Origin of the sequence: Aliiroseovarius sp. F20344, from assembly GCF_023016155.1 — a bacterium.
Classification (GTDB): domain Bacteria; phylum Pseudomonadota; class Alphaproteobacteria; order Rhodobacterales; family Rhodobacteraceae; genus Aliiroseovarius.
Genome location: NZ_JALKBG010000008.1, coordinates 1,090,721 through 1,114,449, shown reverse-complemented (window position 1 = coordinate 1,114,449; position 23,729 = coordinate 1,090,721). Strand labels below are relative to the sequence as shown.

Below are 23,729 nucleotides of genomic sequence, written 5' to 3'. Positions count from 1 at the left end.
ATGCTGGACGCCTCCCTTTCCGAAGACCGCTACGCGCGCCACCACATCCTTCCCGAGATCGGACATAAAGGGCAGGACCGCCTTGGAGCAGCCCGCGTGCTGGTCGTCGGCGCTGGCGGTCTGGGCGCACCTGTTCTGCTGTACCTCGCGGCTGCAGGGATCGGCCATATTAGCATCGCCGATGACGATGTCGTTTCGCTGTCCAACCTGCAGCGACAGGTGCTGCATTCGACAAGCTGGCTAGATCAACCCAAGACACAATCAGCGCTGGCGCGATTGCACGATCTCAATCCTGAAATCGAGATCACGACCTATCCCGTTCGTATCTATGATGCAGAAGCCATTTCGCTTGTCGGTCAGCATGACCTTGTCATCGACTGCACCGACAATCTGGAAGGCCGCTATGTTCTGAACCACGCCTGCTTTAAGGCCCGCGTCCCTCTGCTGTCCGGTGCCATATCCGGTTGGGAGGGTCATGTTGGGCTGTATCATCCGGCACAAGGCGGGCCATGCTTTGCATGCGTGTTCCCTGAAGCAGTTGAAGAACGACCGGCTCAGAACAAGGGCGTGGTCGGCGCGCTACCCGGCGTAGTTGGCGCAACAATGGCGTTGAACGCGATTAAACACATTACCGGCGCCGGTGCCTCTCTGCTGGGGAAACTGCTGTTGATTGATACGTTGTGGAACGAACAACGCTTGCTAAACGTTGCCCAGGATCCCGCCTGCCCCGTGTGTGGTGGATCACATCAGGAGGGCTGCTGAATGCTGACCCATTTCGACGCCTCAGGACATGCGCATATGGTGGATGTATCGGGCAAGCCTGACAGCCATCGTGTGGCCTCGGCCGAAGCCTATGTGAATATGTGCCCTGAAACACTGGATCTCGTGCTAGCCGGAAGCGCCGCGAAAGGCGATGTTCTGGGGGTGGCACGGATCGCGGGGATCATGGCGGCAAAGCGCACCTCTGATCTTTTACCGCTCTGTCACCCGCTGGCACTGACCCGTGTGGCTGTGGATCTGACACCTGACCCGAAGAACGCCCGCATTCATATCTGTGCAACCGTCGGCACCTCGGGACAGACTGGGGTCGAGATGGAAGCCCTGACTGCAGCTTCGGTCACGGCGCTTACAATTTACGACATGCTTAAGGCGGCTGAAAAAGGTATGTCTGTGACGGGGCTTCGCCTTCTGCACAAAGAAGGTGGGAAATCGGGCCGATATGACGCCGAGAGTGAAAAGAGCCCCAAATGCACACCGGAGACACATTATGTCGATTGAAAACCCTCTGATTGCAATCCTCGTCGCCTCTGACCGCGCGTCGCGCGGCGAATATGAAGATCTGGGAGGACCCGCCGCCGAAGACTGGTTGCGTAAGGCTGTGACCACAAAGTTCACCTATAAGCGCCAAATCGTATCCGATGGGCGCGACACCGTAGCAACCGCCCTTCGCGCGCTTTCAGATGTGGACCAGGCAGACCTGATCCTTGTGACAGGCGGCACCGGACCGGCACCGCGCGATCAAACGCCAGAAGCCTTGGACGACGTGATCGACAAGCGTTTACCCGGCTTTGGCGAGGCGATGCGGCTGGCCAGCCTGAAGGAAGTACCCACGGCAATCCTGTCACGACAGGATGCAGGGGTTCGCAGCCAGACATTGATAATCACACTGCCGGGCAAGCCCTCGGCGATCGCGACGTGCCTAAGCTCTGTCTTCGCGGCGGTTCCCTACTGCCTCGACCTAATTGGCGCGGCTCGGATCGAAACCAACCCCGCACTATACGATGCGTACCGGCCGAAAACGACTAAACGCGACTGAGGTGGAAAACTATGAGTTGAAGCTTTCGAACCGACTCGTTTGCGTTTGCCGTGTGGGTCCGAGAGCCGCCCATTGTGTATTTAGCTAGGGGCGCGAAGTACGCGAAGCCAACATTGGGAGTTTGAATTCTCTGGCGGCTAAGTCCCGCACAACAGAAGTTCGTCATCGCCATGGCTTTGTGCTTGCAGCGAAGGTCTGGTCTGACGGGCCGCACCGCAGCATCGAGAAGTTGTGGCCAACGGCAGCTAAGGGCCGAAGGCGTAGCTGGATCGAAGAATGTATTCTTACTGCCCAACTTTGAACGCCTGTAGCGTTACCGACTGTCTGATAACGAGCTAAAGACTTAGTGCCCGTCGGATTGTTCTGGCACTCACGTCAAATAATCGCGCGATTTCAGCAACCGTTCTACCCTCTTCATCGTGCATCCTTCTAACTTCAGCCTTCTTCTCTAAGTTCAAAGCCGCGGGCCGACCGCCGACCCTACCGCGCTTTCGTGCCGCCAGGAGCCCTTCTTTTGTTCGCTCCGAAATCCTGTCACGCTCAAATTGTGCGATCGAGGCAAATACATGAAACACCAGTCGGCCTGCAGGTGTCGTTGTGTCGATATCTTCTGCGAGGGATCGAAATCCGGCCCCCCTTTCATTAATCGTTTCGACGATGCCAAGAAGGTCTTTCAGGGAACGGGCCAAACGATCATATTTGCTGACCACAACAACATCCCCCTCTCGAAGCTGATCGAGCATCACATCGAGGTTCGGACGCATCCTTTTGGTACCACTGATCTTATCTGAAAAAATACGCTCGGCCCCTGCCCCGCTCAAAGCGTCTTCTTGGGCATCAAGGCTCTGGTCCTCTTTCGAAACGCGTGCATAGCCAATAATCATGCTGCATCGTGACAAAAACCTGCCAAAACCGCAAATGTTTTGCCGGGGGTTTTTGTCACAGCTAAGTGGTTGATCATTGGTATCAGTAGATATTTGGACAAAAACGACCGTTTTAGGCTCCGCCACAAGAATGAGGTTCAACATCGACATCCCGACACCAAACACCCAAGAAGCTATTTTCTTGAATAGAACTTCCAAGAATTTGAGCGACGTTACATCACGATCAGTAAAATGACTTCTCGAAATAAGATGGCTTCGATACATTTGGCGCGGCAACTGGACAGGGATGGCATCCATCCGATTATCTGTGGAAAGGAGTTCGTGCGCCTCTACTAGAAGAGCATGATTGGTTGGTGGGAGAAGAGAAATGAGTGATGACGACAGCAAGGAACTTGAGAAACTAATCGCTCAGGTTTCTGAGAACCTTGATGATGGTCAAAAAGACCAAGTGCGGAATGCCGTGAAATCCGGCGATGGCGCAGATGGCACGACTACGGACCCTTTGCTGGAGCGCTTGCGCCCAATACTGGAGAGGGCCGATAAGCTTGGTGAGCGGGATCCCGACTTTGACATGAAAGCATATCTGGATGAAATGTGGGGAGATATCTGACAGAGCGGTGTGGGCATTCCGGGCAGCTGCTCAACCCTAAGGCGGTTCACATAACACCCCTTCATCGAGGTTCATGGTTCGTTGCCACAACGCCGTTCATCTATTTGTTGCGAAAACCTGCCTTTCGTATCCCCTGCCGTCGACGACTGCAATGCGGGACAAAGCACACTTTGGCCGCAACTACACCAATGGCGGCTCTTTCGACACGCGCAGTGTCAAACGGCACGGTTTTCGCCGTGCCGTTTGATTGTATTAGAACCCTTCGAGGACCAGCTTTCCTTTGGCTTTGTTGGTCTCGATAATCTCATGCGCGCGTTTCAGCGTGGCAGCATTGATCTTTCCGATAGTCTCAGTTGCCGTAGATTTTATTTTTCCCTCATCCAATAGCTCTGCCACCTCATTGAGGATGTCATGCTGGCGCTGAATATCAGGTGTCCCAAACAGAGATCGCGTGAACATCAATTCCCAATGGCTCGATACCGCCTTGGTTTTGAATGGCATGATGTTCAGAGTCTCAGGGTCGTCGATCAAACCGAAGTGACCCTGGGGTGCGATAAGCTCCGCAATCTGATCAATATATTGATGAGTATGTGTGGTTGAAAACACCCATCCCGGTTGCCCAAGGCCAAGGGCTTCTATCTGTGGCGCCAGCGGCTTGGAATGGTCGATCGCATGATGCGCGCCCAATTCTTTGACCCAGGCTTGCGTTTCCGGTCGGGATGCCGTTGCGATCACCGTAAGGTTCGTCTTGGCGCGCAATAGTTGAATGGCAATGGACCCAACGCCGCCCGAACCGCCGATAATTACAACTGCAGGTGCGGCTCCGGGTACCGGTTTGGTGACTTGGAGGCGGTCAAACAACATTTCATAGGCAGTCAATGCTGTCAGTGGGAGTGCAGCTGCTTCGGCGGGGCTCACAGAAGGCGGTTTTTTTCCAACGATGCGCTCATCGACCAGATGGTATTCTGAATTGGTGCCGGGGCGGTCGATCGCACCCGCATACCAAACGGCATCGCCAACCTTGAACAATGACGCATCGCCACCCGTTTCAATGACTTCGCCAACGGCATCCCAGCCAAGAATGGCTGGCTCCTTTCCTTCAGGAGGACGGTTTTGCCGTATTTTTACATCAACCGGGTTAACCGACACAGCTTGCACGCGAACCAGCAAATCACGGCCCGCGGGCGTCGGCCTGTCGAGTTCGAAGTCGATCAGCGCATCATCACGGTCGAGCGATCCGGCCTCTCTATATCCAACAGCTTTCATATCAGATCTCCTCTTGTTCATTCAGGCAACTTTTGACATTTCGTTCAGAACAAACTGTGTGACCGCCCCGTCGGTTGCATCCATATAAGCCTTAAGATGCGGTGCGTTCATGTGCGTCTGCCAAAGTTCGCGGCTTTCCCAATTTTCGTAGAAGACGAAAAAGCCGGGATTTTCGTTGTCCACATGCAGGTCATACTGAAGGCAACCAGCTTCGGCACGCGTGATTGGAACCAGTTTTTCAAGTTCATTACGCACAAGGTCTACTTTGCCTTCGGCTGCCGTGATTTGTGCGAGGATAGTAAGGGTCATGTCGGTAATCCTTTTGACATTTCTGTTTGTTCATGAGAGATGCAACTGTGGTTGAAAACATGCAAGTACGCACAAATAATGCGTATAGGTACTAAATGGATACTGTAATTGTGGATACGCGCCATCGGTTCAAAGACTATGATTGTAGCGAAGGATGCCCGGTCGAGGCTGCGCTGGAACAGATTGCCGGCAAGTGGAAAGGGTTGATCCTTTATCACCTGCTTGGTGAAACCCTACGCTTTAATGAGTTGTCACGTCGGGTTGGGAACGTCACGCAGCGCAGTTTGACCAAGCAGCTGCGCGAGATGGAAGCCGATGGGATTGTACATCGCAAGGTTCACGCGGTTGTCCCACCTCGTGTAGATTACAGCCTGACAGACAAGGGCCAGCAGCTAAGGGGCGTTGTCGAGGCTCTGCACGCCTGGGGGCAAAACCACCGGCGTGGCTAGGCTTCAGGTGAGTGTTCGCACCGCTTTATCTTGATTGCGGTAGCAAAAGAAATGGTCGTTCTCGTACGCCACAGCGGGGAGAACAAACCGAACTCACACAACATCCGGGACGATAAGGGTTTTCGCTACACCTCACAAAATGACTGCTGCACGCTGCAATAAATGCAATCTATTTTGTTGCCAGCCTCTTGAATCAGAGCAGGTACAAGAGCCCGCTGATTGTAAAGAACGACATTGCAGTCATTAGCAGCATTGCTGTCGCTGCTTGCTCCTCCTGCCCGTATCGTTGTGCCAAGACAGGGTAGATCGACATTGCAGGTGTCGCGGCCATGATGATTGCAGCCTTTTGTAAATCCCGGTCATCCACACCTGCTCCGACCAATGCCATGATGCTGAAACCCACCCAAACAGCGATTGGAAGAAAGACCAGTTTACCGAAGACCACACCGACGACTCGCTTCCCAACGGATTTAAAGGAAATTCCGGTAACGGTACCGCCAATTACAAACAATGAAACGGCCACGCTTGATTGTGCGATCAGATCGATTCCGTTGGATGCGAAGGGTGGTATCGGGATATTGAATACCGCAACGGCGATGCCTGCAACCATAGCCAATACTATGGGATTAGTACTGACTCGATGAAAGATGAGCTTTGCCAATGATCGACGGCTCAAGGTTGGCGCGCTTGCTCGTTCCGCCAGAACGAGCACGAGTGGAATGATGACCAAGTTCTCGACCACCATATTCAGCGCCAACGCAATTGGCGCAATCGAAGGAAGCACCATGACAAGCAACGGGTAACCAACAAATCCACTATTTGCACAAGCCATTCCGGTGGCATCAAACGTGCTTGAGATTGGGCTCGTCTTCCAAAAGGTTCTGGATACGAGATAGCCGACCATCAAAACGGTCAAGGAACCTAAAAGGTACCCCCCGAGATAGCCGGCGTTCGAAATCTCGCTCACCCCACGCCCTGACAGAGCCCGAAAGATGAGAGCAGGCAATGCCAGATTTACCACGTATTTTCCCAGAACCTGCAGGGCGTCGCGGGAGAACACTTTCCGATCAACCGCAAGATACCCGATAGCAATGATGAAAAAGATGGTGCCTGTGGTCGAAAGGACTGTCGTCATATGTGGCGTCCACCAAATTGCCCGTTCCAACAAACGTCCGGTTGAAGATGCTAAGGTATTAGAGCTAACTATTTACTTTGTAATGATAAGGGCAGAAGCGTCCAGTCATTTGTATAATCCAGGATCTGTGTTTGTGAATAACCAAACGTTCATATGCAGTGCGGCATCGGTCAAATTGGGCTCTCCTGACACCTTCGCCGCGATCTGAACCGAGGGCCGGTCTCGGATGAATCGACTTTCGCTGCACATCGCATCAACTGGTAAGTCGCGGGACAAAGCCGTCTTACAACGTGGTTGTATCAAGGTCGGTTATCGAAGTTCAACTGGCCGGGACAAACAATGCAACTTGTTGGGTAATGCAGCTGTTAGGACCTCCCTCGCCATCCGTGCGTGAGCTATCAGGATAGAAGGGAGGCACACTTTCAGCAGTGCATCCCCCTCTGAAAGACGAAATCTGATCGGCTGCAAGTTCCGGGATCAAGGGCCCGTGATCATGAACAACGATATGGTATTCACTTGTCTCAGGAGCAGTGAAGGTTGTGTCATAGAAGTTACCGGCGACCTCTCCCACAGGCAAAAAGCCTTGAACCCTTATTGACCCGTCGGCCGCAACGACCGTTCCACCAGCGTTTGTTGCAACGGAGTTCATTTTGTCCACCATACCCATAGCCTCCATCGGTGTGCATGGATTGGATGCACAGTTTTCAGGCGATTGGATCGCAACGAACCATACCGTGATAGCATGGCCGGGTTTAAGTTCCGAGGTCTCGAGGATCATGGCCGCACCAGCGGCACTTCGCTCTAGCATGACCTTGCTTCCATCAATTGGCCCGGGCGGCATGCCGCTCGGCATTGCCCAGCTCAAAGGTAGCACATCGGCAGTGGCTGAACTGGCAAAACAGGTCAGTCCAAGCGCAATAAGTTTGGCAGTGTTCCGCATAGTATCCTCCGTGGTTGATACTCCAATCAGGCGTCAGAGCTGACGTGTTTTCAAATCAGATTTACTAAAAGCTTGGACAAGTTATACTTGTTCAACATGACGAGACGATTGCCTTCAATGAACGCTCTTAGGAGCTTTGAAGCCGCTGCGCGGCACCAGAGCTTTGCTTTGGCAGCTGTAGAATTGAATGTGAGTCCTGCCGCAGTGGGCTTTCAAGTAAAGCGTATCGAAGAGGACCTCGGGTTTCCCCTGTTTATCAGAAAACACAAGGCCATTGAATTGACGCGGGAAGGGACAAACCTGATGCGTCAGCTAACGAAAGGCTTCGATATCATTGGGTCGGCTTGGCAGCAGGCCGAAATGCTAAATCAATCCAACACGCTTAAAGTCACTGCACCAGTGGCACTAGTAAAACGGTGGTTGTTTGACGAAATCTCGCAAAAAGCTAGGTCGCGATACAAGATGCAGATCTCATGGGATATGTCTCAAATGAACCGTCGGCTTGGTGGTTCAGGGCCAGATGCCGCAATCCGATATGCGATTGCACCGGATCGCGACCTGTTTTCAGAACCTATTCTCAGACCGTGGTTCACACCACTCATGCGACCGGATATCGCGAGAAAGGTTAAATCAGCTGCCGACTTGGAGAAACATGGTCTCATCAACGTGGATTTTTCGCAAGATGGCGTCAGTGGTCTGACCGCCTGGGCTCCATGGAACGCAGTACAAGGTCTCAAGCCGCCGACGCAGTACGAAATGGTGTGCGCTGATACCATTACCGCAATCGATATGGCGGTCGAGACCGGCTACATCGCGATTGGGGGCTATTTCGCGGCACTTGAACATGTTGCTTCGGGTCGACTGGTCGCGCCTTTCAACACGGCGGTTTGCCCGAAATCGCAATTCTGGTTCGTATGTGAAAAAGGGAGAGAACTTGAACCGGAAATACTGTCTTTCCGTAACGCCGTGAAGGATTGCGCCACACGTCTGAAAGCGTCGTTTGACGACTTGGTAATGTTCAATTTTCGTGGTGCGCAACTATCCAACTGAAACAAGGAATACCTCCAAAACCGACATTCGCACGTAGCGCAGCAAACGTAGCTTTGGGCTCAAACGGTGAATTCGCCGCAACCTGTCCCTATGACCGTTTTGTGCTTCACACCAAGTTTGGTTGATTGGTTTATCGAAATAAAATGCGCCGCGATGTTCTTAAGTCTCTTTGATCAGAGTAAAATTTTAAATGCGCTAAATACGTGTTAAGCTTGAATCTCAGTATTCACAGCCTGAACTATTTGTTTTCATTGGATCTGTAGTCTTCGGGATTAACCAATCCCACAATCATTCAATAATTAGTTCGAATACAACCATCTCGACAATGAATTGAAAAACATTGATAACACATTGTCCGTGGAAGGAAGACAATATGAGTTCACTGCTGATTTTAAATGGTCCCAATTTGAATATGCTGGGTATCAGGCAGCCAGAAATCTACGGCGCAACGCGTCTTGAGGATGTTGAAGCCGCCTGCTTGAAGCATTCAGCTTCACTTGGACACACCTGTCAGTTTGAACAGACGAATGACGAAGGTGCACTGGTCACAATGATTCAAGATGCGCGCGGAGTACATGATGCCATCATTCTAAATGCTGGCGCGTATACGCACACCTCGGTTGCCCTAATGGACGCCATTATCGCAGCAGAAGTTCCGACGATTGAGCTTCACATTTCAAACATCCACGCTCGTGAGGAATTCCGGCATAAATCATACATCGCGCGCGCTGCGGTTGGTCAGATTTGTGGATTTGGAACGCATGGGTATATTCTCGCCATAGATGCAGCATCTGGACTGTTCGAGAATTCGTAATGCTTGAGTACATCCAAAGCATCTACCGATGCGAAAACATGCAGGATGTTTGGAAGATCCATTGCAAGAAGATGGAGAGCTATGGCTTTGATCGCCTGATCTATGGCATCTCGCATTTTATGACACCGAACTCGATGGGCCCACGCGAAGATGTCATGACCTTGTCTTCGCATGACCCTGAATACATGGAACATTATTATGGGCTCGAACTTTATAGATCGAGCCCAATGTTGCTTTGGGCCAGCGAGAATACCGGGTCGTGTAGCTGGTCTTGGGTGCATAAAAATATGGACGCTATGGACGAAGGAAACCGCAAGGTTCTTGAACTGAACCGGCAAATGGGTGTCACTGCCGGCTATACGATTTCCTTCCAAGAAGCTTCGCGCAGAAAAAAAAGCATCATCGCCCTTACCGCCAAACGTGGGTTAAGCCAAGAAGCTGTGGATGCCATTTGGCGTGAACATGGGGACGAGATCGAAGCGTTGAACAACATCGCGCATCTGAAAATCATCTCCCTGCCCCTTAGCACCGAGCGCTCACAACTTTCGAAGCGTCAACGTGAAGTTTTGGAATGGGTTGGAGATGGAAAAACCAACCAAGACATTGCCACGATCCTTGGTGTTACGTCAGCAACGGTGGAAAAACACCTACGTATAGCCCGGGACAAATTAGGCGTTGACACATCAGCGCAAGCCGTCTTGAAGATGTCATTTTTAAATCAGATCTTCACACCCGACGAGTAATTTCCCACAAGCCGATCTCAGTATTTTTTCCGAAAAGGCAACGTATTAAGGGCTTTCAGAGTCGTTTGCTACCATTCCAAATGCAATGGTAGGGAATCCCATACTTCCAATTCCAACACGAATCAGCCATCATAAACTTGTTCCGTGAGTGGTGGCTTTAGCCTTTGGGACATTTGGGGTGAACGGACTGTGATTACAGATCACGTTTCATTCTTCCGGTAAAACGGAGCTGGTGTCGATGGAGTATTGATCCCTAAGGCACCAGCACACCGGAAAATTTGACGAGTAACAAAGGCGCTGACTTCGGTCGGCGTTTTTTCGTTTGGGGCTGTGGAGTTATGTTGTTGGTGCTCTTTTAAAGCGACAAATAGAAAAGGCCGGTCTATCCAACCGGCCTTTCAAGTCTTCATAGTGCGGTGGGCGTGTGCCCTGCTCTGCGGGTTTAGCCTTGAACAGCAGCAGCTACTTCAGCAGCGAAATCGACTTCTTCTTTTTCGATGCCTTCGCCAACTTCCATACGCACGTAACCGATGATTTCAGCGCCGGCTTCTTTGGCAGCCGCTTCGACGGTCAGATCCGGGTTGATGACGAAGTCTTGGCCCAGCAGCGTAACTTCTGCCAGATACTTCTTCATGCGGCCCTTGATCATGTTCTCGATGATGTTTTCAGGCTTTCCGCTTTCACGAGCTTGATCGGTCAGAACCTGACGTTCTTTTTCTACCAAGGCCTGATCCAACGATGCTTCGTTCAAGGCTTGTGGGTTGGCAGCAGCGATGTGCATCGCAACCTGACGACCAAAGGCTTCGTCGCCACCATTCATAGCAACCAATACGCCGATTTTGCCCATGCCATCGGTGACAGCGTTGTGCACATAGGTCACAACGTTTTCACCTTCGACGGTGGCCATGCGGCGCAGCGACATGTTTTCGCCAATCGTAGCGATCTTGTCGGTGATAGTGCCAGCAACGGTCTTGCCGCCCATGTCAGCATCGTTCAGTGCATCAACGTCCGAAACAGTCAGAGCCGCGGTTGCGATGCCAGAAACCATGTCCTGGAATTCAGCGTTCTTTGCAACAAAGTCGGTTTCCGAGTTCACTTCAACAGCAACGCCTTTGCCACCAGCAACGGTGACAGCGACCAGACCTTCAGCAGCGGTACGGCCAGCTTTCTTGGCAGCTTTCGCTAGGCCTTTGGTACGCAGCCAGTCTTGGGCGGCTTCCATGTCGCCGTCGTTTTCGACCAGTGCTTTTTTGGCATCCATCATGCCAACGCCAGTGGATTCACGCAGTTCTTTTACGAGTGCAGCAGTGATTGCCATGTCTCTACTCCTTGGGATCTCCGACCAGACCATGCGTCTGCCGGGTGTCAATTCAGTGACAGTTGCGCGGGCCAGTCCCCTGCCCCGCGCACGCGGTCTGTCTTATTCTGCCGGAGCAGCTTCTTCAGCAACGGCTTCTTCTGCGGGAGCTTCTTCCATCTCACCCAGGTCGATACCTGCAGCACCCATCTGAGCCGACATGCCGTCCAGAGCAGCGCGGGCTGCCAGGTCGGTGTACAGTGCGATGGCGCGTGCAGCGTCGTCGTTGCCTGGGATCATGTAGTCCACACCTTCTGGCGGGCAGTTGGTGTCAACAACAGCCACAACTGGGATGCCCAGTTTGTTGGCTTCTGCGATGGCCAGGCTTTCTTTCTTCACGTCGATGACGAACAGAAGATCAGGAACGCCGCCCATTTCGCGGATCCCGCCCAGCGAAGCTTGCAGCTTGCCTTGGTCGCGCTCCATGCCCAGACGCTCTTTCTTGGTCAGACCTTCAGCGCCTGCAGCAAGCTTCTCGTCCACCTCTTTCAGGCGGTTGATCGACTTCGAAACGGTTTGCCAGTTGGTCAGCGTGCCACCCAGCCAGCGGTGGTTCATGTAGTACTGAGCTGACTTTTCAGCAGCTTCAGCAATCGGGCCAGCGGCCTGACGCTTGGTGCCTACGAACAGAACGCGGCCACCTTTTGCAACGGTGTCGCGAACAGCGTTCAGCGCAGCGTCCAGCATCGGCAGGGTCTGTGTCAGGTCAAAAATGTGGATGCCGTTGCGCTCACCGTAGATAAACGGGGCCATACGGGGGTTCCAACGTTGGGTCTGGTGACCAAAGTGAACACCAGCTTCGAGCAGCTGGCGCAGCGAGAAATCAGGCAATGCCATGTTCTTTATCCTTTTCCGGTTTCATCCTCGGCGCTGCGTTTCGAAGGTTGCCCTTCAACCGGTGGACGCGATGAGGATGTCTCCCCCAACGGCCCGCACAGCACCTGTGGTTTGTGAGCGCGCGTATACATGCCGATTTTACCCTGTGCAAGTCCTAATCACTCCTGCATCGTCATGGCTTGTCCTTCTCGGGAAATCACGGCAAGTAGATGATCATGACACAAGATATTCTTTGCATCGGCTCGGTCCTTTGGGATGTGATCGGGCGCACACCTCACCCCATGCATGTTGGATCGGACGAACCGGGAAGGATCACGCGATTGCCAGGTGGCGTTGCGATGAATATCGCCATGACGCTTCACAGGTTTGGCCTGCGCTCGGCGCTTCTGACGGCCGTCGGTCGGGACGCAGAGGGTGAAGAGCTTCTGGTCGAGTGTTCGGCGCGCGGCATGGTCACAAGTTTTGTGCATCGCCCGGATGGTTTACCAACGGATCGTTACATGGCCATCGAAGGCCCAGAAGGCTTGATTGCAGCGGTCGCGGATGCGCACACGCTTGAAGCCGCCGGAGATGCAATCCTTGCCCCGCTTGAGGATGGCCGTTTGGGCAGCAAGGACAGCCCCTATCGTCACGTGATCGCGCTTGATGGAAATCTGACGCAGGAATTGCTGCAAGACATCTGCTCCCGTGACAGCTTTACACAGGCCGATTTGCGTGTGGCCCCTGCAAGCCCCGGCAAAGCACGCCGTTTGGCCCCGCTAATGCGGCATGCCGGAGCAACTCTTTATGTGAACCGCGAGGAAGCGGGCTATTTGACGGACACTCTATATGACACGGCGTTTGAAGCGGCGCGGGGCATGATCGCAGCTGGGGCGCATCGTGTATTGGTGACGGATGGAGGCAGGCACGCGGCGGATGGGCATCACCAGCGCGGTGTGATCCAAGCCCCCTGCCCTAAGGTGCATGTGCGAAGGATAACCGGGGCTGGGGATACGTTCATGGCGGCGCATATCGCAGCCGAACTTGATGGACAATCCCCTCAGGATGCACTTGAAACGGCACAGAAAAGCGCCGCGTGCTACGTATCAGGAGAAGACCTATGACCCTGCCGCTTCATTACTCGGACGAAGTTGCCGCCGCGCGTGAAAATGGCGCACCTATTGTGGCCCTCGAAAGCACCATCATCACCCATGGCATGCCCTTTCCGCAAAACGTGGAAACAGCCCGTGCTGTTGAAACTGTCATTCGCGATAACGGAGCAGTGCCTGCGACCATTGCGGTTCTCGAGGGGCGTTTGCATATCGGACTGAATGATACGCAATTGGATGCACTGGGCCAGGCCCAAGGCGTTGCGAAACTGTCGCGGGCCGATATGGCCGCCTGCATCGCAACGGGCGGAACGGGTGCGACGACCGTCGCTGCGACCATGATTGCCGCACATCTGGCTGGAATTTCGGTCTTTGCCACGGGCGGGATCGGCGGCGTGCATCGCGGGGCGGAAAACAGCTTTGACATTTCCGCTGACCTGCAAGAACTGTCGAAAACGCCTGTGACCGTCGTCGCGGCTGGCGCAAAAGCCATTCTTGATCTGCCTAAGACTTTGGAGGTCTTGGAAACTCTTGGCGTGCCTGTGATCGCCTATGGGCAAGATAGCTTCCCCGCCTTTTGGTCACGCATCTCTGATCTGGCAGCCCCTCTACGCATGGACAGTGCCGAGCAAATCGCCTCCGCTGCCATAACCCGCGCCCAAATGGGGCTTGAGGGGGGGCAATTGGTGGCCAATCCCATCCCGGTAGAAGCCGAAATCCCGCGCGAGGTCATCACGCCCGTCATTGAAGAAGCACTTACCGCCGCTGAGACCGAGGGCATCTCTGCCAAGCAAGTCACGCCCTACCTGCTGGATCGTATCTTTCACGCCACCGATGGTGCCTCACTGGCAGCCAACATTTCTTTGGTGAAAAACAATGCAGAGCTGGCCTCAAAGATCGCACGCGCTCTGGCAAAAGCCTGACAGTCACACATACAAAAGGGCGGCCACACCGCCCTTTTTTCAGTCAAATTTGATCTAGAATCTCGTTTTGGCTTAAGCCCCGATCGCAATCTGCGCGTCCATCTCAACCGGTTCTGGATCGCGCAATACGTAGCCGCGGCCCCAAACAGTTTCGATGTGGTTCTCACCGCCTGTGGCATTTGACAGCTTTTTGCGAAGCTTACAGATGAAAACGTCGATGATTTTCAGTTCAGGCTCATCCATCCCGCCATAGAGATGGTTCAAGAACATCTCTTTGGTTAGGGTTGTGCCCTTGCGCAGCGATAGCAGCTCCAACATCTGGTATTCTTTGCCTGTCAGATGCACCGGACGGCCATCCACATCCACTGTTTTTGCATCCAAGTTGACCGAGACATTGCCAGTCTTAATGACAGACTGTGAGTGTCCCTTTGATCGCCGAATGATTGCATGTATGCGTGCGATCAGTTCTTCGCGATGGAAGGGTTTTGTCATGTAATCATCGGCGCCAAAGCCGAAACCTTTGATCTTGTTTTCCGTGTCATCCGCACCGGACAGGATTAGGATCGGAGTGTCGATCCGGGCAAGGCGCAACTGACGCAAAACTTCGTGACCATTCATGTCTGGCAGATTGAGGTCAAGAAGAATTAGATCATAATCATAAAGCTTTGCCAGGTCGATCCCTTCTTCGCCAAGGTCCGTAGCATAGACATTCAGGTTCGCATGAGTCAGCATCAGCTCGATGCTGCGCGATGTTGTCGGATCATCTTCAACAAGAAGGATTCGCATATTGGGGTTCTCCGCATCTGGTTGTTCTGGATTGAACATTGCGTGAAATGGTTAATCACAGGTTACCCTAGAAGAACTTTTAGCGAATACCACCTATGGTTATCTATATCTTTGTAGTGCTGTTGCTTTCAAAGCAGCCTCACCATGCTGATCGACTGCATTCAGCCATTCATCCAGTTCTTCATCAGACAAATCATATAGAGAACAGGCTTCTTCCTGAGTCAGAAGACCGCATCGAATTGCTTTGACGACAGATGCTTTTCGGCTAGCCACCCAACGGCGCGTGTCTTTGGGTGGCAAATCTGCCCGCGTCAGAATCGATCCATCAGGCAACGTGACAGCGCGCGGCCCTTCGATTTTTTTCAGATACATTGTGAACCCTCGCAGATGATTTGGCCCAACACTCGCCACTCAGCCTTAAGGATCCGTGAAAGCACCTCTTGTTGTTCGTTCGAATTTTCCTATATTCCGTAACGCTTCTAAAAGGATCCCAACATGTCGGTTAACATCGCGGATGCACCCGCAGTGAACTCGCTTGGTTTTGCCAAATCGCCCGCTGACACGCGGGTTGTCGTCGCCATGTCCGGTGGTGTGGACAGCTCTGTCGTGGCTGCCATGCTGGCTGAGGAAGGCTATGACGTGATTGGCGTCACCCTTCAGCTTTACGACCACGGGGCGGCCTTGGCGAAAAAAGGCGCGTGTTGCGCCGGGATCGACATCCATGACGCACGCCGTGTGGCCGAGGATATGGGCTTCCCTCACTATGTGCTGGATTATGAAAACATCTTTCAGGACGCGGTGATTGAGGAGTTTGCCGACAGCTATCTAGGCGGCGCCACACCTGTGCCGTGCATTCGCTGCAACGAACGGGTGAAATTCAAAGATCTGCTCGAAACTGCGCGCGATCTAGGGGCAGACTGCATGGCAACCGGCCACTACATTCAACGCGCGATGGGGGAGCATGGTGCGGAGCTTCACCGTGCGGCAGATCCTGTGCGCGATCAAAGCTACTTCCTGTTCTCCACCACGCCCGAGCAATTGGACTATCTGCGCTTCCCGCTCGGCCACTTGAAGACCAAGGCAGAAACACGTGAATTAGCTCGTAAATATGGGCTTGAGGTTGCGGACAAACCCGACAGTCAGGACATCTGCTTTGTGCCTGACGGCAACTATGCTGGTGTCATTGAAAAGCTGCGCCCCGGTGCTGCTGAACCCGGCGAGATTGTGCACGCTGACGGCCGGGTATTGGCCAGGCATGAGGGCGTGATCCACTATACAATCGGACAACGTCGGGGTCTTGGTATCGGCGGGCTGTCCGAGCCTCTTTATGTGGTGAAGCTGGATGTAGACAACAAACAGGTCGTTGTCGGGCCGAAAGAGATGCTTGCCACACGCACCGTACCTGTACGCGAGATCAACTGGTTAGGGGATGAGCCGTTCACATCGCGTAAGGAATGGCACATGGGCGTTAAAATCCGCTCAACCCGCCCCCCGCGTGAGGCGATCATTCGCCCGATCTCGGACACCGAAGCGGAAGTGGAACTGCTGACCCCCGAAGAAGGCGTAAGCCCGGGACAGGCCTGCGTTTTCTATGACATGGACGGCCCTCGCATCTTTGGTGGCGGCTGGATCTGGCGCGGAAACTAAATAAGTATTCCAGAGCGATCCTAATCGGTTGCTCTGGAATTAAATTCCTGTTTGTTTGTGCAAATTATATGCACAAAACAGGTATTCAGATGTCCTTCAAATCACTAACGGCTGCGGTAGCGCTGATCGTTGCAACAAGCACCCCCTTCATGGCCATTTCCGAAACGCGCGAAGAGCGTGTCGAGGCCGCAAAAGGCTATGTCGAAATGTCTCTTCAAGACCTCGACATGAAAGCGCTGATCCAGACCATGTGGAAGCCCGTCGTCCAGATGATCGAAAGTCAGGGCAAAGAGGTGAGCGCTGAAAAGCAAGATCAGATCGACGCGCTGTATCAGGAAGCTTTCACCGAACCCATGTACGAAACGATGCGCGGTCAGACCGAAATCATGGCCGATCTGTTCACACTGGATGAAATCCAAGCCCTTGCGGATTTTTATGCCACCGAACATGGGCGTGCCACGATGACCAAATTGCCTCAGTTGCTTGAAGCGCAGCAACCAGAGATCATGCAAATGGTTCAAACCGAGATGGGCACGTTAATGCCAAAGATCATTGCGATCATAGACGCTGAGTAAGTTACATACTGTATCGGCTTGGGTGCCGGTCTACTGCGACATGGCACCCAACACGGCCTTAGCCGACCTTAGGCCAGGCGCCTCACCACCCTTCCCTAACCGTTCCATCGTGAACTTCATCGCTTCGTTCTGTGCGTCTGGGGCGTCGAGCACGGACAACAGCGCAGGCGTGATGCGATCCGGGGTACATTCGGCCCCCAAGAATTCAGGTACCGCGCGGGTTTCCGACACCAGATTGACCAGAGTGACCGTATCGATCTTTAGCATCCGTCCGATCAAGAACCGGCTGAGCCAGTTCATGTCATAGGCGATAACCATCGGCGTGTTTGACGCCGCAAGCTCAAGCGACACAGTGCCGGAAGCCGCAAGCGCCACATCTGCAGCCTTGAAGGCAGCCATCTTCGCATCCTGATCGGTTGCCGGGATCAAAATGGGATCAACGGACCATTTTGAGACTTCCTTGCGCACAAGATCCTCGACCCCTTGGGCCATCGGCAGGACCACTTGTAGGTCAGGCTTTTCACGTTTGGCATGCGCGATCACTTCGCCAAACCGTTCTGCCAGTCGCGAAACCTCGCCTTTGCGCGAGCCAGGAAGCACAAGAAGAAGCGGGGCTTCACCGATGCCATGCTCTGCTCGAAAGGCTTGCGCGGCGGCGTCATCAGCCTGCGGCTCGGCCACGACAGGGTGGCCTACGAAATCACAGCCCATCCCTGCGGCTTGCATGTAGGGCGGCTCGAACGGCAGAAGCGCCAGTACATGGTCCACCCATCGCGCCATTTTGGCGGCGCGCTTCGGCCGCCAGGCCCACACGGAGGGCGCGACGTAGTGCACAACAGGTATGTCATGACCAAATGTTTGACCCTCGACTTCTTCTTCTTTCACGATCCGCGCCACGCGCAGACAGAAATCCGGGCTATCGATGGTGATTAAAACATCCGGGTTGGCTTCGACCACGGCTTCGGCCGTTTCGCGGATACGACGTTTCAGGTGGAAGTATTTCGGGGCAACCTCGGCGATGCCCATAACGGACAGTTCCGACATTGGGAAGCGAGAGGTCAGGCCCTGTTCGGCCATCGCGGTTCCGCCAACGCCCAGAAATTCGACTTCTGGAACAAGAGACTTCAGCCCCTCCATCAGGGCCGCGCCCAACCGATCGCCGGAGGGCTCGCCAGCGATCATGAACACTTTCACGCTTGCCCCTTTCGCACATCCAGAAACAGGTCATGCTCGGAGACGAGGCTTTCTACTTCGTCGCGGTCCATCACGATCACACCTACTTCCAGAACAATCCCGCCCAAACCCGCAGCTACAACAGCACGCACTGTGTCTGGACCAATTGTCGGAATATCCATGCGGTCATCCTGACCAGGCTTCGGACGCTTCACAAACACCCCACGCGCGCCTTGTTTCAGATGCTCGGGTGTCTTTGCCACGAACTCAAGAAGGGCGTTGGTGCCTTGGATGGTTTCAATGCCAAGACACTGGCCTCCGGCAAACACAACGCCCTGCGCGATGTCTTCCCCGGCCAAAACACTTAACAAGTGCCAGCCATGATCAGCATCCTCTTTGTCTTCGGCGCTGATCTTGCGCCCCATATGGCTGGCTTCAATTGTCAAAGACGAAGTTACATCTGTCGCCGCGACAACCGAAAACCCCTGTTCTTCGAACACATCTGCAACCAGTCTGAGCAATGCGTCATCGCCTTTTCCCAGCACGGCTTTGACTCGCGGAAACAGGCCCAAAGTCACGCGATCCATACGTATGGGGTTCAGCTTGGGACGATCGACCTTGCCTGCAAAGACAACGCGTTCAACCCCAGCCCCACGCATAGATTTGAACAAAGCGCCCAGCTTTTCATAGCTTGCGGCCACATGCTCAAACCCTTCCGGAGCTAAGACCTCAACGCCCTTGATCGTCACAAACAACGCATCCGGATTGGCCGCTGCGATCTTTTGCGGCAGCTCACCAATTCCGGCGACAATTGCAAGACGACCCGTCATCCCCTGCCCCTATTTCGGCGTCAGGAAACCGCGATCGCTATCGCCGGTGATAAAGGCCACCATTTCGCGCACATATTCGCTGTCTGCCTCTTCAGACAGACGCGCAGCGCGATCCTGAAACGATCCCTCGCCCTGTTTGAGCATCAGGAAGGCCGCGCGCAAAGCAGTGATGTCTGCACGGTTCACACCACGACGTTTCAAACCGACAAGGTTCAAACCATCCAGCTCGCCACGTGGTCCTTGAACAAGGGCATGTGGCAGAACGTCGGCAGTCACCATAGACAGCGCGCCGATAATGGCGCCACGCCCGATGCGTACCCATTGGTGCAGACCGGACAGACCGCCCACAATCACGTCATCTTCGATCACCACATGACCCGCAACGGCCACGTTGTTGACCAAGATCACATTGTTGCCGATCTGTGCGTCATGGGCCACGTGACAGCCCGCCATGAAAAGCCCGTCATCGCCAACACGCGTGACATATCCGCCGCCTGCCGTTCCGGCATTCATAGTCACGTGTTCACGGATACGGTTGCGCTTGCCTATGACAAGCTTGGTGTCTTCGCCGGCAAATTTTAGGTCCTGCGGTATCTCACCAATGACCGAGAATGGGAAGATGATGGTTTCATCGCCAATCTCGGTGTCGCCGGTGACAACCACATGAGATTTCAGAACCACATTCGTGCCCAGCTTTACCTGAGCGCCAATGGTACAGAAAGGGCCAACCTCGCAGCCCGGACCAATTACAGCTCCGTCGTCAACAATGGCGCTGGCGTGGACTTGTGCAGAAGGGTCGATGCCCATCGCTTAGCCCTTCCCGCCCGTGACGTCGATCATCGCCATGAAGGTCGCCTGACATGCCACCTCGTCGCCGACCTTTGCCACGCCGTCGAACTTCCAAACCTTTGCGCCGCCGCGAATGGTGGTTACATCCAATGTCAGCACATCGCCCGGCACAACCTTGCGCCTGAATTTGGCGCTATCGATGCCCATAAAATAAACCACAGCGCCGGACCCAACGAGGTCTAGCGACAGGGACACCATCACGGCCGAAGTTTGCGCCATCGCCTCGATAATCGTCACACCAGGCATGATAGGAAGGCCAGGAAAGTGCCCCTGAAAATGCGGTTCGTTCATCGTGACCATCTTGATGCCACGGGCGAACTCCCCTTTGCGGATGTCCTCAACCCGGTCGACCAGAAGAAACGGATAGCGGTGCGGGATACATTCCTGAATAAGCTGAATATCAGCTGTGCTGGGCACATCGACCATGTCTGAATTGTCCTTCTATCCGTGCGCTTTGCGCCATATTGTCATTGTCCGTGATTAACAGCCGAGCCGACCCGAAACAATCGGATTTAGTTTTCTTCGCTGTCTTCTGCTGGCGCTTCAACCGGGGGTGTATCTTCAGTTTGTTCTGGCTGCGTTTGAGGGGCCGTTAAACCATCACCCAGTTCACGATCAATACGCTCCACAGCCAAGTCGGTGATGTCGATATTCTGTGTCGACAGTAATATGGCACGACGATCAATGATAACGACCGCACCAAGCTCACGCACAAGATCCCCTAGGATTGGGCCGATCCTGTCGAAGAACTCGGACTGTTCCCGTTCAAGGACTTGAGCAAACGCTTGACCGCGCGCCTCAACTTCGGCACGTAAATCGCTGACTTTATTATCAAATACATCGGCCAATGCGCGGAAAGCAGCAGGATCCATAGTGGCTCTCTGCTCAGTCAGTTGCTTCTCTTCCTCAGCCAACTCTGCCTCAGCGGCACGGGCTTCTTTTGCCAGCCGCGACTGCTCTACCTTCACCGTTTCGACAACTCGCCGTCCATAGGCAGTTCTCGAAAACAAGCTTTGGCGGTCAATGGTGACAATCTGCGAAACCGACGTGGTTTCAGCTTGCTGAGCATGTCCGGCAAGTGGCACAGCCGCTAAACCAGCCGCAATTGCCACCGCGCTTGCTTTGAGAAGCTTTCCAAAAAAAGTGCCCCGGTTTGGCCGAGGCACTTTCTGATCAGAACTGAGCCGAGATTGTAAGCTCGAAGTTGTTTTCTTCGTCATAGTTTTCCTTGGCCAGAACCTTGGAATAGTTGAAACGCAGCGGACCAATTGGTGTTTCCCAGAAGACCGAGGCACCGATCGAGGATCGGAGATGCGCACTGTCATCAATTTGGCCACCCAGCGTATCATCGAGACCCCACAAGGTACCGGCATCAACAAAGACACCGCCTGAGATTCCGTATTCTTCCGGTAGTCCAAGCGGGAACTGAGCCTCAAGACGTGCCACAGCAAACATGTTGCCGCCTACGGTGTCCCCGGATGAGTCATCCGCAGTGACCGATGAAAAATCACGCGGACCAATGCCATTGGTTGCAAAGCCACGCAGCTTCGACGGTCCAAGGCGGAAGCGATCGGTGACACGAGAGTTGGCCCCATTCAAGCTTTTCAGCATTCCACCTTCGACGGTTGCAAGAAGTGTGACCTGATCATTCCAGACTTTGGTCTGAGCCTGAGCCAATGCAGTCGCTCGCGCATATTGATAATCGGCTCCAACGCCACCGATATCACCGTTCAGTTGGAACAGCAGCCCACGGTTCGGATCAAGCCCGGTGCGGCGCGTATCATAGCTATACGAGAAACCAACACCACCGCCGATCTGACGCCCGCGCGCGGCTTCCTTCAGGATAAGATCAGACTTCAGGTTTTCCGTCGTAAGAAGCTCTGTGCCTTCGGCGAAAACACGCAAGCCCAGCCTTGAATACTCATTGATAGGGAAGGCCAACGACGGACGGAAGGCCAATGAACGTGTATTATAGTCTGCCGATGCCTGGTCCGTGGATTGATAGAAGGTTTCAAACCCAAATTCCAGATCACGACCCAAGAACGCTGGCTCTGCAAACTTGAATGAGAAGTTAAGGCTATCAGACGAGTTCTGGAAGCTTGCCGACAAGAATTGTCCGCGCCCCAGGAAGTTGCGTTCTGTAAAGGCTAGGTTCAACCCAAAGCCGTTTTCAAGACTGTAGACGCCACCCAAGCTCAATGAACCCGTCGGTGCCTCTTCAACATCCACGTCAATCACGACCTGATCTGGACCCGATCCGGGACGCGCTTCAACCTGCGCATCGGCAAAGAAACCCAGCGCACGGACGCGTTCAGACGCTTCTCGAATTTCGCGCGGATTGAAAGGATCGCCTTCAACGATACGGAACTGGTCACGCACTACACGGTCCAGCGTTGTTGCATTGCCTTCGATGTCGATGCGTTCGACGATGATGCGCGGTCCACGCGTAAGGACAAGCTCGATGTCCAGAAGCTGGTTGCGTTCGTCACGTGTAACGCGAGGCTCGACACGGATGAAATCCAATCCCTTACGGATCGCAAGACGCTCCAATCGGGCAATTGCGTTGTCCAGCTGTGCCGGACTAAAGACATTGCCTGATTTAATGTTCTGAGCAGCATGGAACTCGTCGGCATTCACACCGTCAACTTCGGAAACGGTTGTGATCTTGCCAAACTTAAACTGCTGTCCTTCCTGGACCTGGAAAGTAATGAAGAAAGCATCACGCTCACGCGAAAACTCGCTGGTGACACCCGTGGTTTTGAAATCGACATAACCACGCGACAAGTAGAAGTCTTTCAGAACCTGTTTATCGAACTCGATGCGATCAGGAACGTAGGAATCGCGCTGGATAATCGCGCGTAGAATGCCAGCTTGCTTGGTCTCAAGCACGCGACGCAGGCGCGCATCGGAATACTTGCGGTTTCCTACGAATGACAGACGCTCAACTTCGGTGTTCTTACCTTCGATCACTTCGAAAACAAGATCCACGCGGTTGTTTGAGCGGCGAATGATTTTCGGCGTCACACGTGCCGCCAAACGACCTTGAGCCTGATAAACTTCAACGATTGTCTGCACATCCTGCTCGGCCGTTGCCGGGCTGAAAACCTGACGTGGCTGAGATTTCAGCAAGGGTTCAAACACGTCGTCTTTGACTTTGCGGTTTCCTTCAACAGACACAACGTTGATCGTAGGGTATTCGCGGACTTTGACGACCAGAACATTCCCACGGGGAATGATTTGCACATCTTCGAAAAGACCTGATCCAACAAGGCGCTGATACCCGTCATTTAGCTGTGCTGCACTGACGACCTCGCCCTGAGCGATTCCCAGATAAGACAGGATGGTTGCAGCTTCGATCCGCTGCGTTCCTTCGATCTCAACCTTGTTAAATGAATAAGCCTGTGCCTGAACAGGTAGCGGGGTTGTGACAGCAACCCCTGAAATTGCTAGGAAAATAGCCAGTCCACTGCAGCTTGCCAGCCCTTTGAGCGTCTTTACCGCGGATGTACCGGCCGCGCTGCTCGCCCCCTCAAAAAATGCCATATTTCTATCTTTCTTTAGACATCCCATTAGTGACGTGGATAAGGGGTCAAACCCGTCTTGTCAAAGCGCGAAACCGGGTGTTTGCGAGGTGTTGCACATCCGTGC

At 53.7% G+C, this 23,729-nt stretch carries 27 protein-coding genes; 12 read left to right on the top strand and 15 right to left on the bottom strand.

The annotated features are described in order from the left end of the window. Genes MWU55_RS14420 through mog form a run of 3 tightly spaced genes read left to right on the top strand, consistent with a single transcriptional unit; the run spans position 1 to position 1,816 of the window. On the top strand, positions 1-762 hold the full coding sequence (locus MWU55_RS14420; protein WP_246937202.1) for a HesA/MoeB/ThiF family protein: 762 nt from the start codon (positions 1-3) through the stop codon (positions 760-762). Next, the gene (moaC, locus tag MWU55_RS14415; RefSeq protein ID WP_246937199.1) at positions 763-1,278 is read left to right on the top strand and encodes a cyclic pyranopterin monophosphate synthase MoaC; all 516 of its coding nucleotides are present in this window, start codon (positions 763-765) and stop codon (positions 1,276-1,278) included. Then, complete coding sequence (gene mog / locus MWU55_RS14410) at positions 1,268-1,816, top strand: molybdopterin adenylyltransferase (RefSeq protein ID WP_281501869.1); 549 nt, start codon at positions 1,268-1,270, stop codon at positions 1,814-1,816. The genes moaC and mog overlap by 11 nt, the downstream gene beginning before the upstream one ends. Before the next feature lie 335 nt (positions 1,817-2,151). Here the strand turns inward: mog and MWU55_RS14405 are convergent, their stop codons facing one another. Then, complete coding sequence (locus MWU55_RS14405) at positions 2,152-2,997, bottom strand: recombinase family protein (protein WP_246937198.1); 846 nt, start codon at positions 2,995-2,997, stop codon at positions 2,152-2,154. A gap of 70 nt (positions 2,998-3,067) precedes the next feature. Between MWU55_RS14405 and MWU55_RS14400 the strand changes: the two genes are divergently transcribed. Then, on the top strand, positions 3,068-3,310 hold the full coding sequence (locus MWU55_RS14400) for a histidinol dehydrogenase (protein WP_246937196.1): 243 nt from the start codon (positions 3,068-3,070) through the stop codon (positions 3,308-3,310). A gap of 252 nt (positions 3,311-3,562) precedes the next feature. Here the strand turns inward: MWU55_RS14400 and MWU55_RS14395 are convergent, their stop codons facing one another. Both MWU55_RS14395 and MWU55_RS14390 read right to left on the bottom strand, forming a co-directional pair. Beyond that, positions 3,563-4,576: a zinc-binding alcohol dehydrogenase family protein gene (locus tag MWU55_RS14395; RefSeq protein ID WP_246937194.1), complete on the bottom strand. Its 1,014-nt coding sequence runs from the start codon at positions 4,574-4,576 to the stop codon at positions 3,563-3,565. 21 nt (positions 4,577-4,597) lie between these two features. Continuing rightward, positions 4,598-4,885 (bottom strand): putative quinol monooxygenase, encoded by a 288-nt coding sequence (locus MWU55_RS14390; RefSeq protein WP_246937192.1) that lies wholly within the window; start codon positions 4,883-4,885, stop codon positions 4,598-4,600. A gap of 95 nt (positions 4,886-4,980) precedes the next feature. On the opposite strand from MWU55_RS14390, the gene MWU55_RS14385 reads away from it, so the two are divergent. Then, a complete protein-coding gene (locus MWU55_RS14385) occupies positions 4,981-5,334 on the top strand; it encodes a helix-turn-helix domain-containing protein (RefSeq protein ID WP_246937190.1) in 354 nt (117 codons plus the stop codon). Between the two features lie 193 nt (positions 5,335-5,527). On the opposite strand, the gene MWU55_RS14380 is transcribed toward MWU55_RS14385, so the two are convergent. Together MWU55_RS14380 and MWU55_RS14375 are read right to left on the bottom strand one after the other, a co-directional pair. After that, complete coding sequence (locus MWU55_RS14380; protein ID WP_246937188.1) at positions 5,528-6,469, bottom strand: AEC family transporter; 942 nt, start codon at positions 6,467-6,469, stop codon at positions 5,528-5,530. Between the two features lie 319 nt (positions 6,470-6,788). Next, positions 6,789-7,409, bottom strand: a complete 621-nt coding sequence (locus MWU55_RS14375) for a hypothetical protein (protein WP_246937186.1) — start codon at positions 7,407-7,409, stop codon at positions 6,789-6,791. 96 nt (positions 7,410-7,505) lie between these two features. Between MWU55_RS14375 and MWU55_RS14370 the strand changes: the two genes are divergently transcribed. The 3 genes from MWU55_RS14370 (at position 7,506) to MWU55_RS14360 (ending at position 10,016) form a co-directional block, all read left to right on the top strand. After that, positions 7,506-8,459 carry a LysR family transcriptional regulator gene (locus tag MWU55_RS14370; RefSeq protein ID WP_246937183.1) on the top strand — a complete coding sequence of 318 codons (954 nt, stop codon included), beginning with the start codon at positions 7,506-7,508 and terminating at the stop codon, positions 8,457-8,459. A gap of 373 nt (positions 8,460-8,832) precedes the next feature. Further along, complete coding sequence (gene aroQ / locus MWU55_RS14365; RefSeq protein WP_246937181.1) at positions 8,833-9,273, top strand: type II 3-dehydroquinate dehydratase; 441 nt, start codon at positions 8,833-8,835, stop codon at positions 9,271-9,273. Between the two features lie 38 nt (positions 9,274-9,311). Then, on the top strand, positions 9,312-10,016 hold the full coding sequence (locus MWU55_RS14360; protein WP_246937178.1) for a LuxR family transcriptional regulator: 705 nt from the start codon (positions 9,312-9,314) through the stop codon (positions 10,014-10,016). A gap of 442 nt (positions 10,017-10,458) precedes the next feature. Here MWU55_RS14360 and tsf read toward each other — a convergent pair whose 3' ends face one another. Both tsf and rpsB read right to left on the bottom strand, forming a co-directional pair. After that, on the bottom strand, positions 10,459-11,334 hold the full coding sequence (tsf, locus tag MWU55_RS14355; RefSeq protein ID WP_246937176.1) for a translation elongation factor Ts: 876 nt from the start codon (positions 11,332-11,334) through the stop codon (positions 10,459-10,461). A 102-nt stretch (positions 11,335-11,436) separates the two neighbouring features. Then, positions 11,437-12,210 carry a 30S ribosomal protein S2 gene (rpsB, locus tag MWU55_RS14350; RefSeq protein WP_246937174.1) on the bottom strand — a complete coding sequence of 258 codons (774 nt, stop codon included), beginning with the start codon at positions 12,208-12,210 and terminating at the stop codon, positions 11,437-11,439. 209 nt (positions 12,211-12,419) lie between these two features. Here rpsB and MWU55_RS14345 point away from each other — a divergent pair, with 209 nt between their 5' ends. Continuing rightward, a complete protein-coding gene (locus tag MWU55_RS14345; RefSeq protein ID WP_246937172.1) occupies positions 12,420-13,313 on the top strand; it encodes a PfkB family carbohydrate kinase in 894 nt (297 codons plus the stop codon). Next, positions 13,310-14,221: a pseudouridine-5'-phosphate glycosidase gene (locus MWU55_RS14340; protein WP_246937170.1), complete on the top strand. Its 912-nt coding sequence runs from the start codon at positions 13,310-13,312 to the stop codon at positions 14,219-14,221. Before MWU55_RS14345 ends, MWU55_RS14340 begins: the two co-directional genes overlap by 4 nt. A 72-nt stretch (positions 14,222-14,293) precedes the next feature. Here the strand turns inward: MWU55_RS14340 and MWU55_RS14335 are convergent, their stop codons facing one another. Both MWU55_RS14335 and MWU55_RS14330 read right to left on the bottom strand, forming a co-directional pair. Next, entirely contained in the window at positions 14,294-15,007 is a 714-nt protein-coding gene (locus tag MWU55_RS14335; RefSeq protein WP_246937168.1) for a response regulator transcription factor CtrA, read from the bottom strand. Between the two features lie 99 nt (positions 15,008-15,106). Beyond that, the gene (locus MWU55_RS14330; protein WP_246937166.1) at positions 15,107-15,379 is read right to left on the bottom strand and encodes a DUF1153 domain-containing protein; all 273 of its coding nucleotides are present in this window, start codon (positions 15,377-15,379) and stop codon (positions 15,107-15,109) included. A gap of 123 nt (positions 15,380-15,502) precedes the next feature. On the opposite strand from MWU55_RS14330, the gene mnmA reads away from it, so the two are divergent. Continuing rightward, complete coding sequence (gene mnmA, locus MWU55_RS14325) at positions 15,503-16,654, top strand: tRNA 2-thiouridine(34) synthase MnmA (RefSeq protein WP_246937164.1); 1,152 nt, start codon at positions 15,503-15,505, stop codon at positions 16,652-16,654. Positions 16,655-16,743: 89 nt separating this feature from the next. Continuing rightward, positions 16,744-17,229, top strand: coding sequence for a DUF2059 domain-containing protein (locus MWU55_RS14320; protein WP_246937162.1), 486 nt, complete (start codon positions 16,744-16,746; stop codon positions 17,227-17,229). A 30-nt stretch (positions 17,230-17,259) separates the two neighbouring features. Here MWU55_RS14320 and lpxB read toward each other — a convergent pair whose 3' ends face one another. The 6 genes from lpxB to bamA all read right to left on the bottom strand — a co-directional run bounded on the left by lpxB (position 17,260) and on the right by bamA (position 23,624). After that, entirely contained in the window at positions 17,260-18,423 is a 1,164-nt protein-coding gene (lpxB, locus tag MWU55_RS14315; protein WP_246937160.1) for a lipid-A-disaccharide synthase, read from the bottom strand. After that, entirely contained in the window at positions 18,420-19,232 is an 813-nt protein-coding gene (lpxI, locus tag MWU55_RS14310) for a UDP-2,3-diacylglucosamine diphosphatase LpxI (protein ID WP_246937158.1), read from the bottom strand. Before lpxI ends, lpxB begins: the two co-directional genes overlap by 4 nt. 9 nt (positions 19,233-19,241) lie before the next feature. Continuing rightward, complete coding sequence (lpxA, locus tag MWU55_RS14305; protein ID WP_246937156.1) at positions 19,242-20,039, bottom strand: acyl-ACP--UDP-N-acetylglucosamine O-acyltransferase; 798 nt, start codon at positions 20,037-20,039, stop codon at positions 19,242-19,244. A gap of 3 nt (positions 20,040-20,042) precedes the next feature. Next, positions 20,043-20,507 carry a 3-hydroxyacyl-ACP dehydratase FabZ gene (gene fabZ, locus MWU55_RS14300; protein ID WP_246937154.1) on the bottom strand — a complete coding sequence of 155 codons (465 nt, stop codon included), beginning with the start codon at positions 20,505-20,507 and terminating at the stop codon, positions 20,043-20,045. Positions 20,508-20,593: 86 nt separating this feature from the next. After that, the gene (locus MWU55_RS14295; protein WP_246937152.1) at positions 20,594-21,193 is read right to left on the bottom strand and encodes an OmpH family outer membrane protein; all 600 of its coding nucleotides are present in this window, start codon (positions 21,191-21,193) and stop codon (positions 20,594-20,596) included. A 61-nt stretch (positions 21,194-21,254) separates the two neighbouring features. Continuing rightward, on the bottom strand, positions 21,255-23,624 hold the full coding sequence (gene bamA, locus MWU55_RS14290; RefSeq protein ID WP_246937149.1) for an outer membrane protein assembly factor BamA: 2,370 nt from the start codon (positions 23,622-23,624) through the stop codon (positions 21,255-21,257). Positions 23,625-23,729 lie beyond the last annotated feature (105 nt).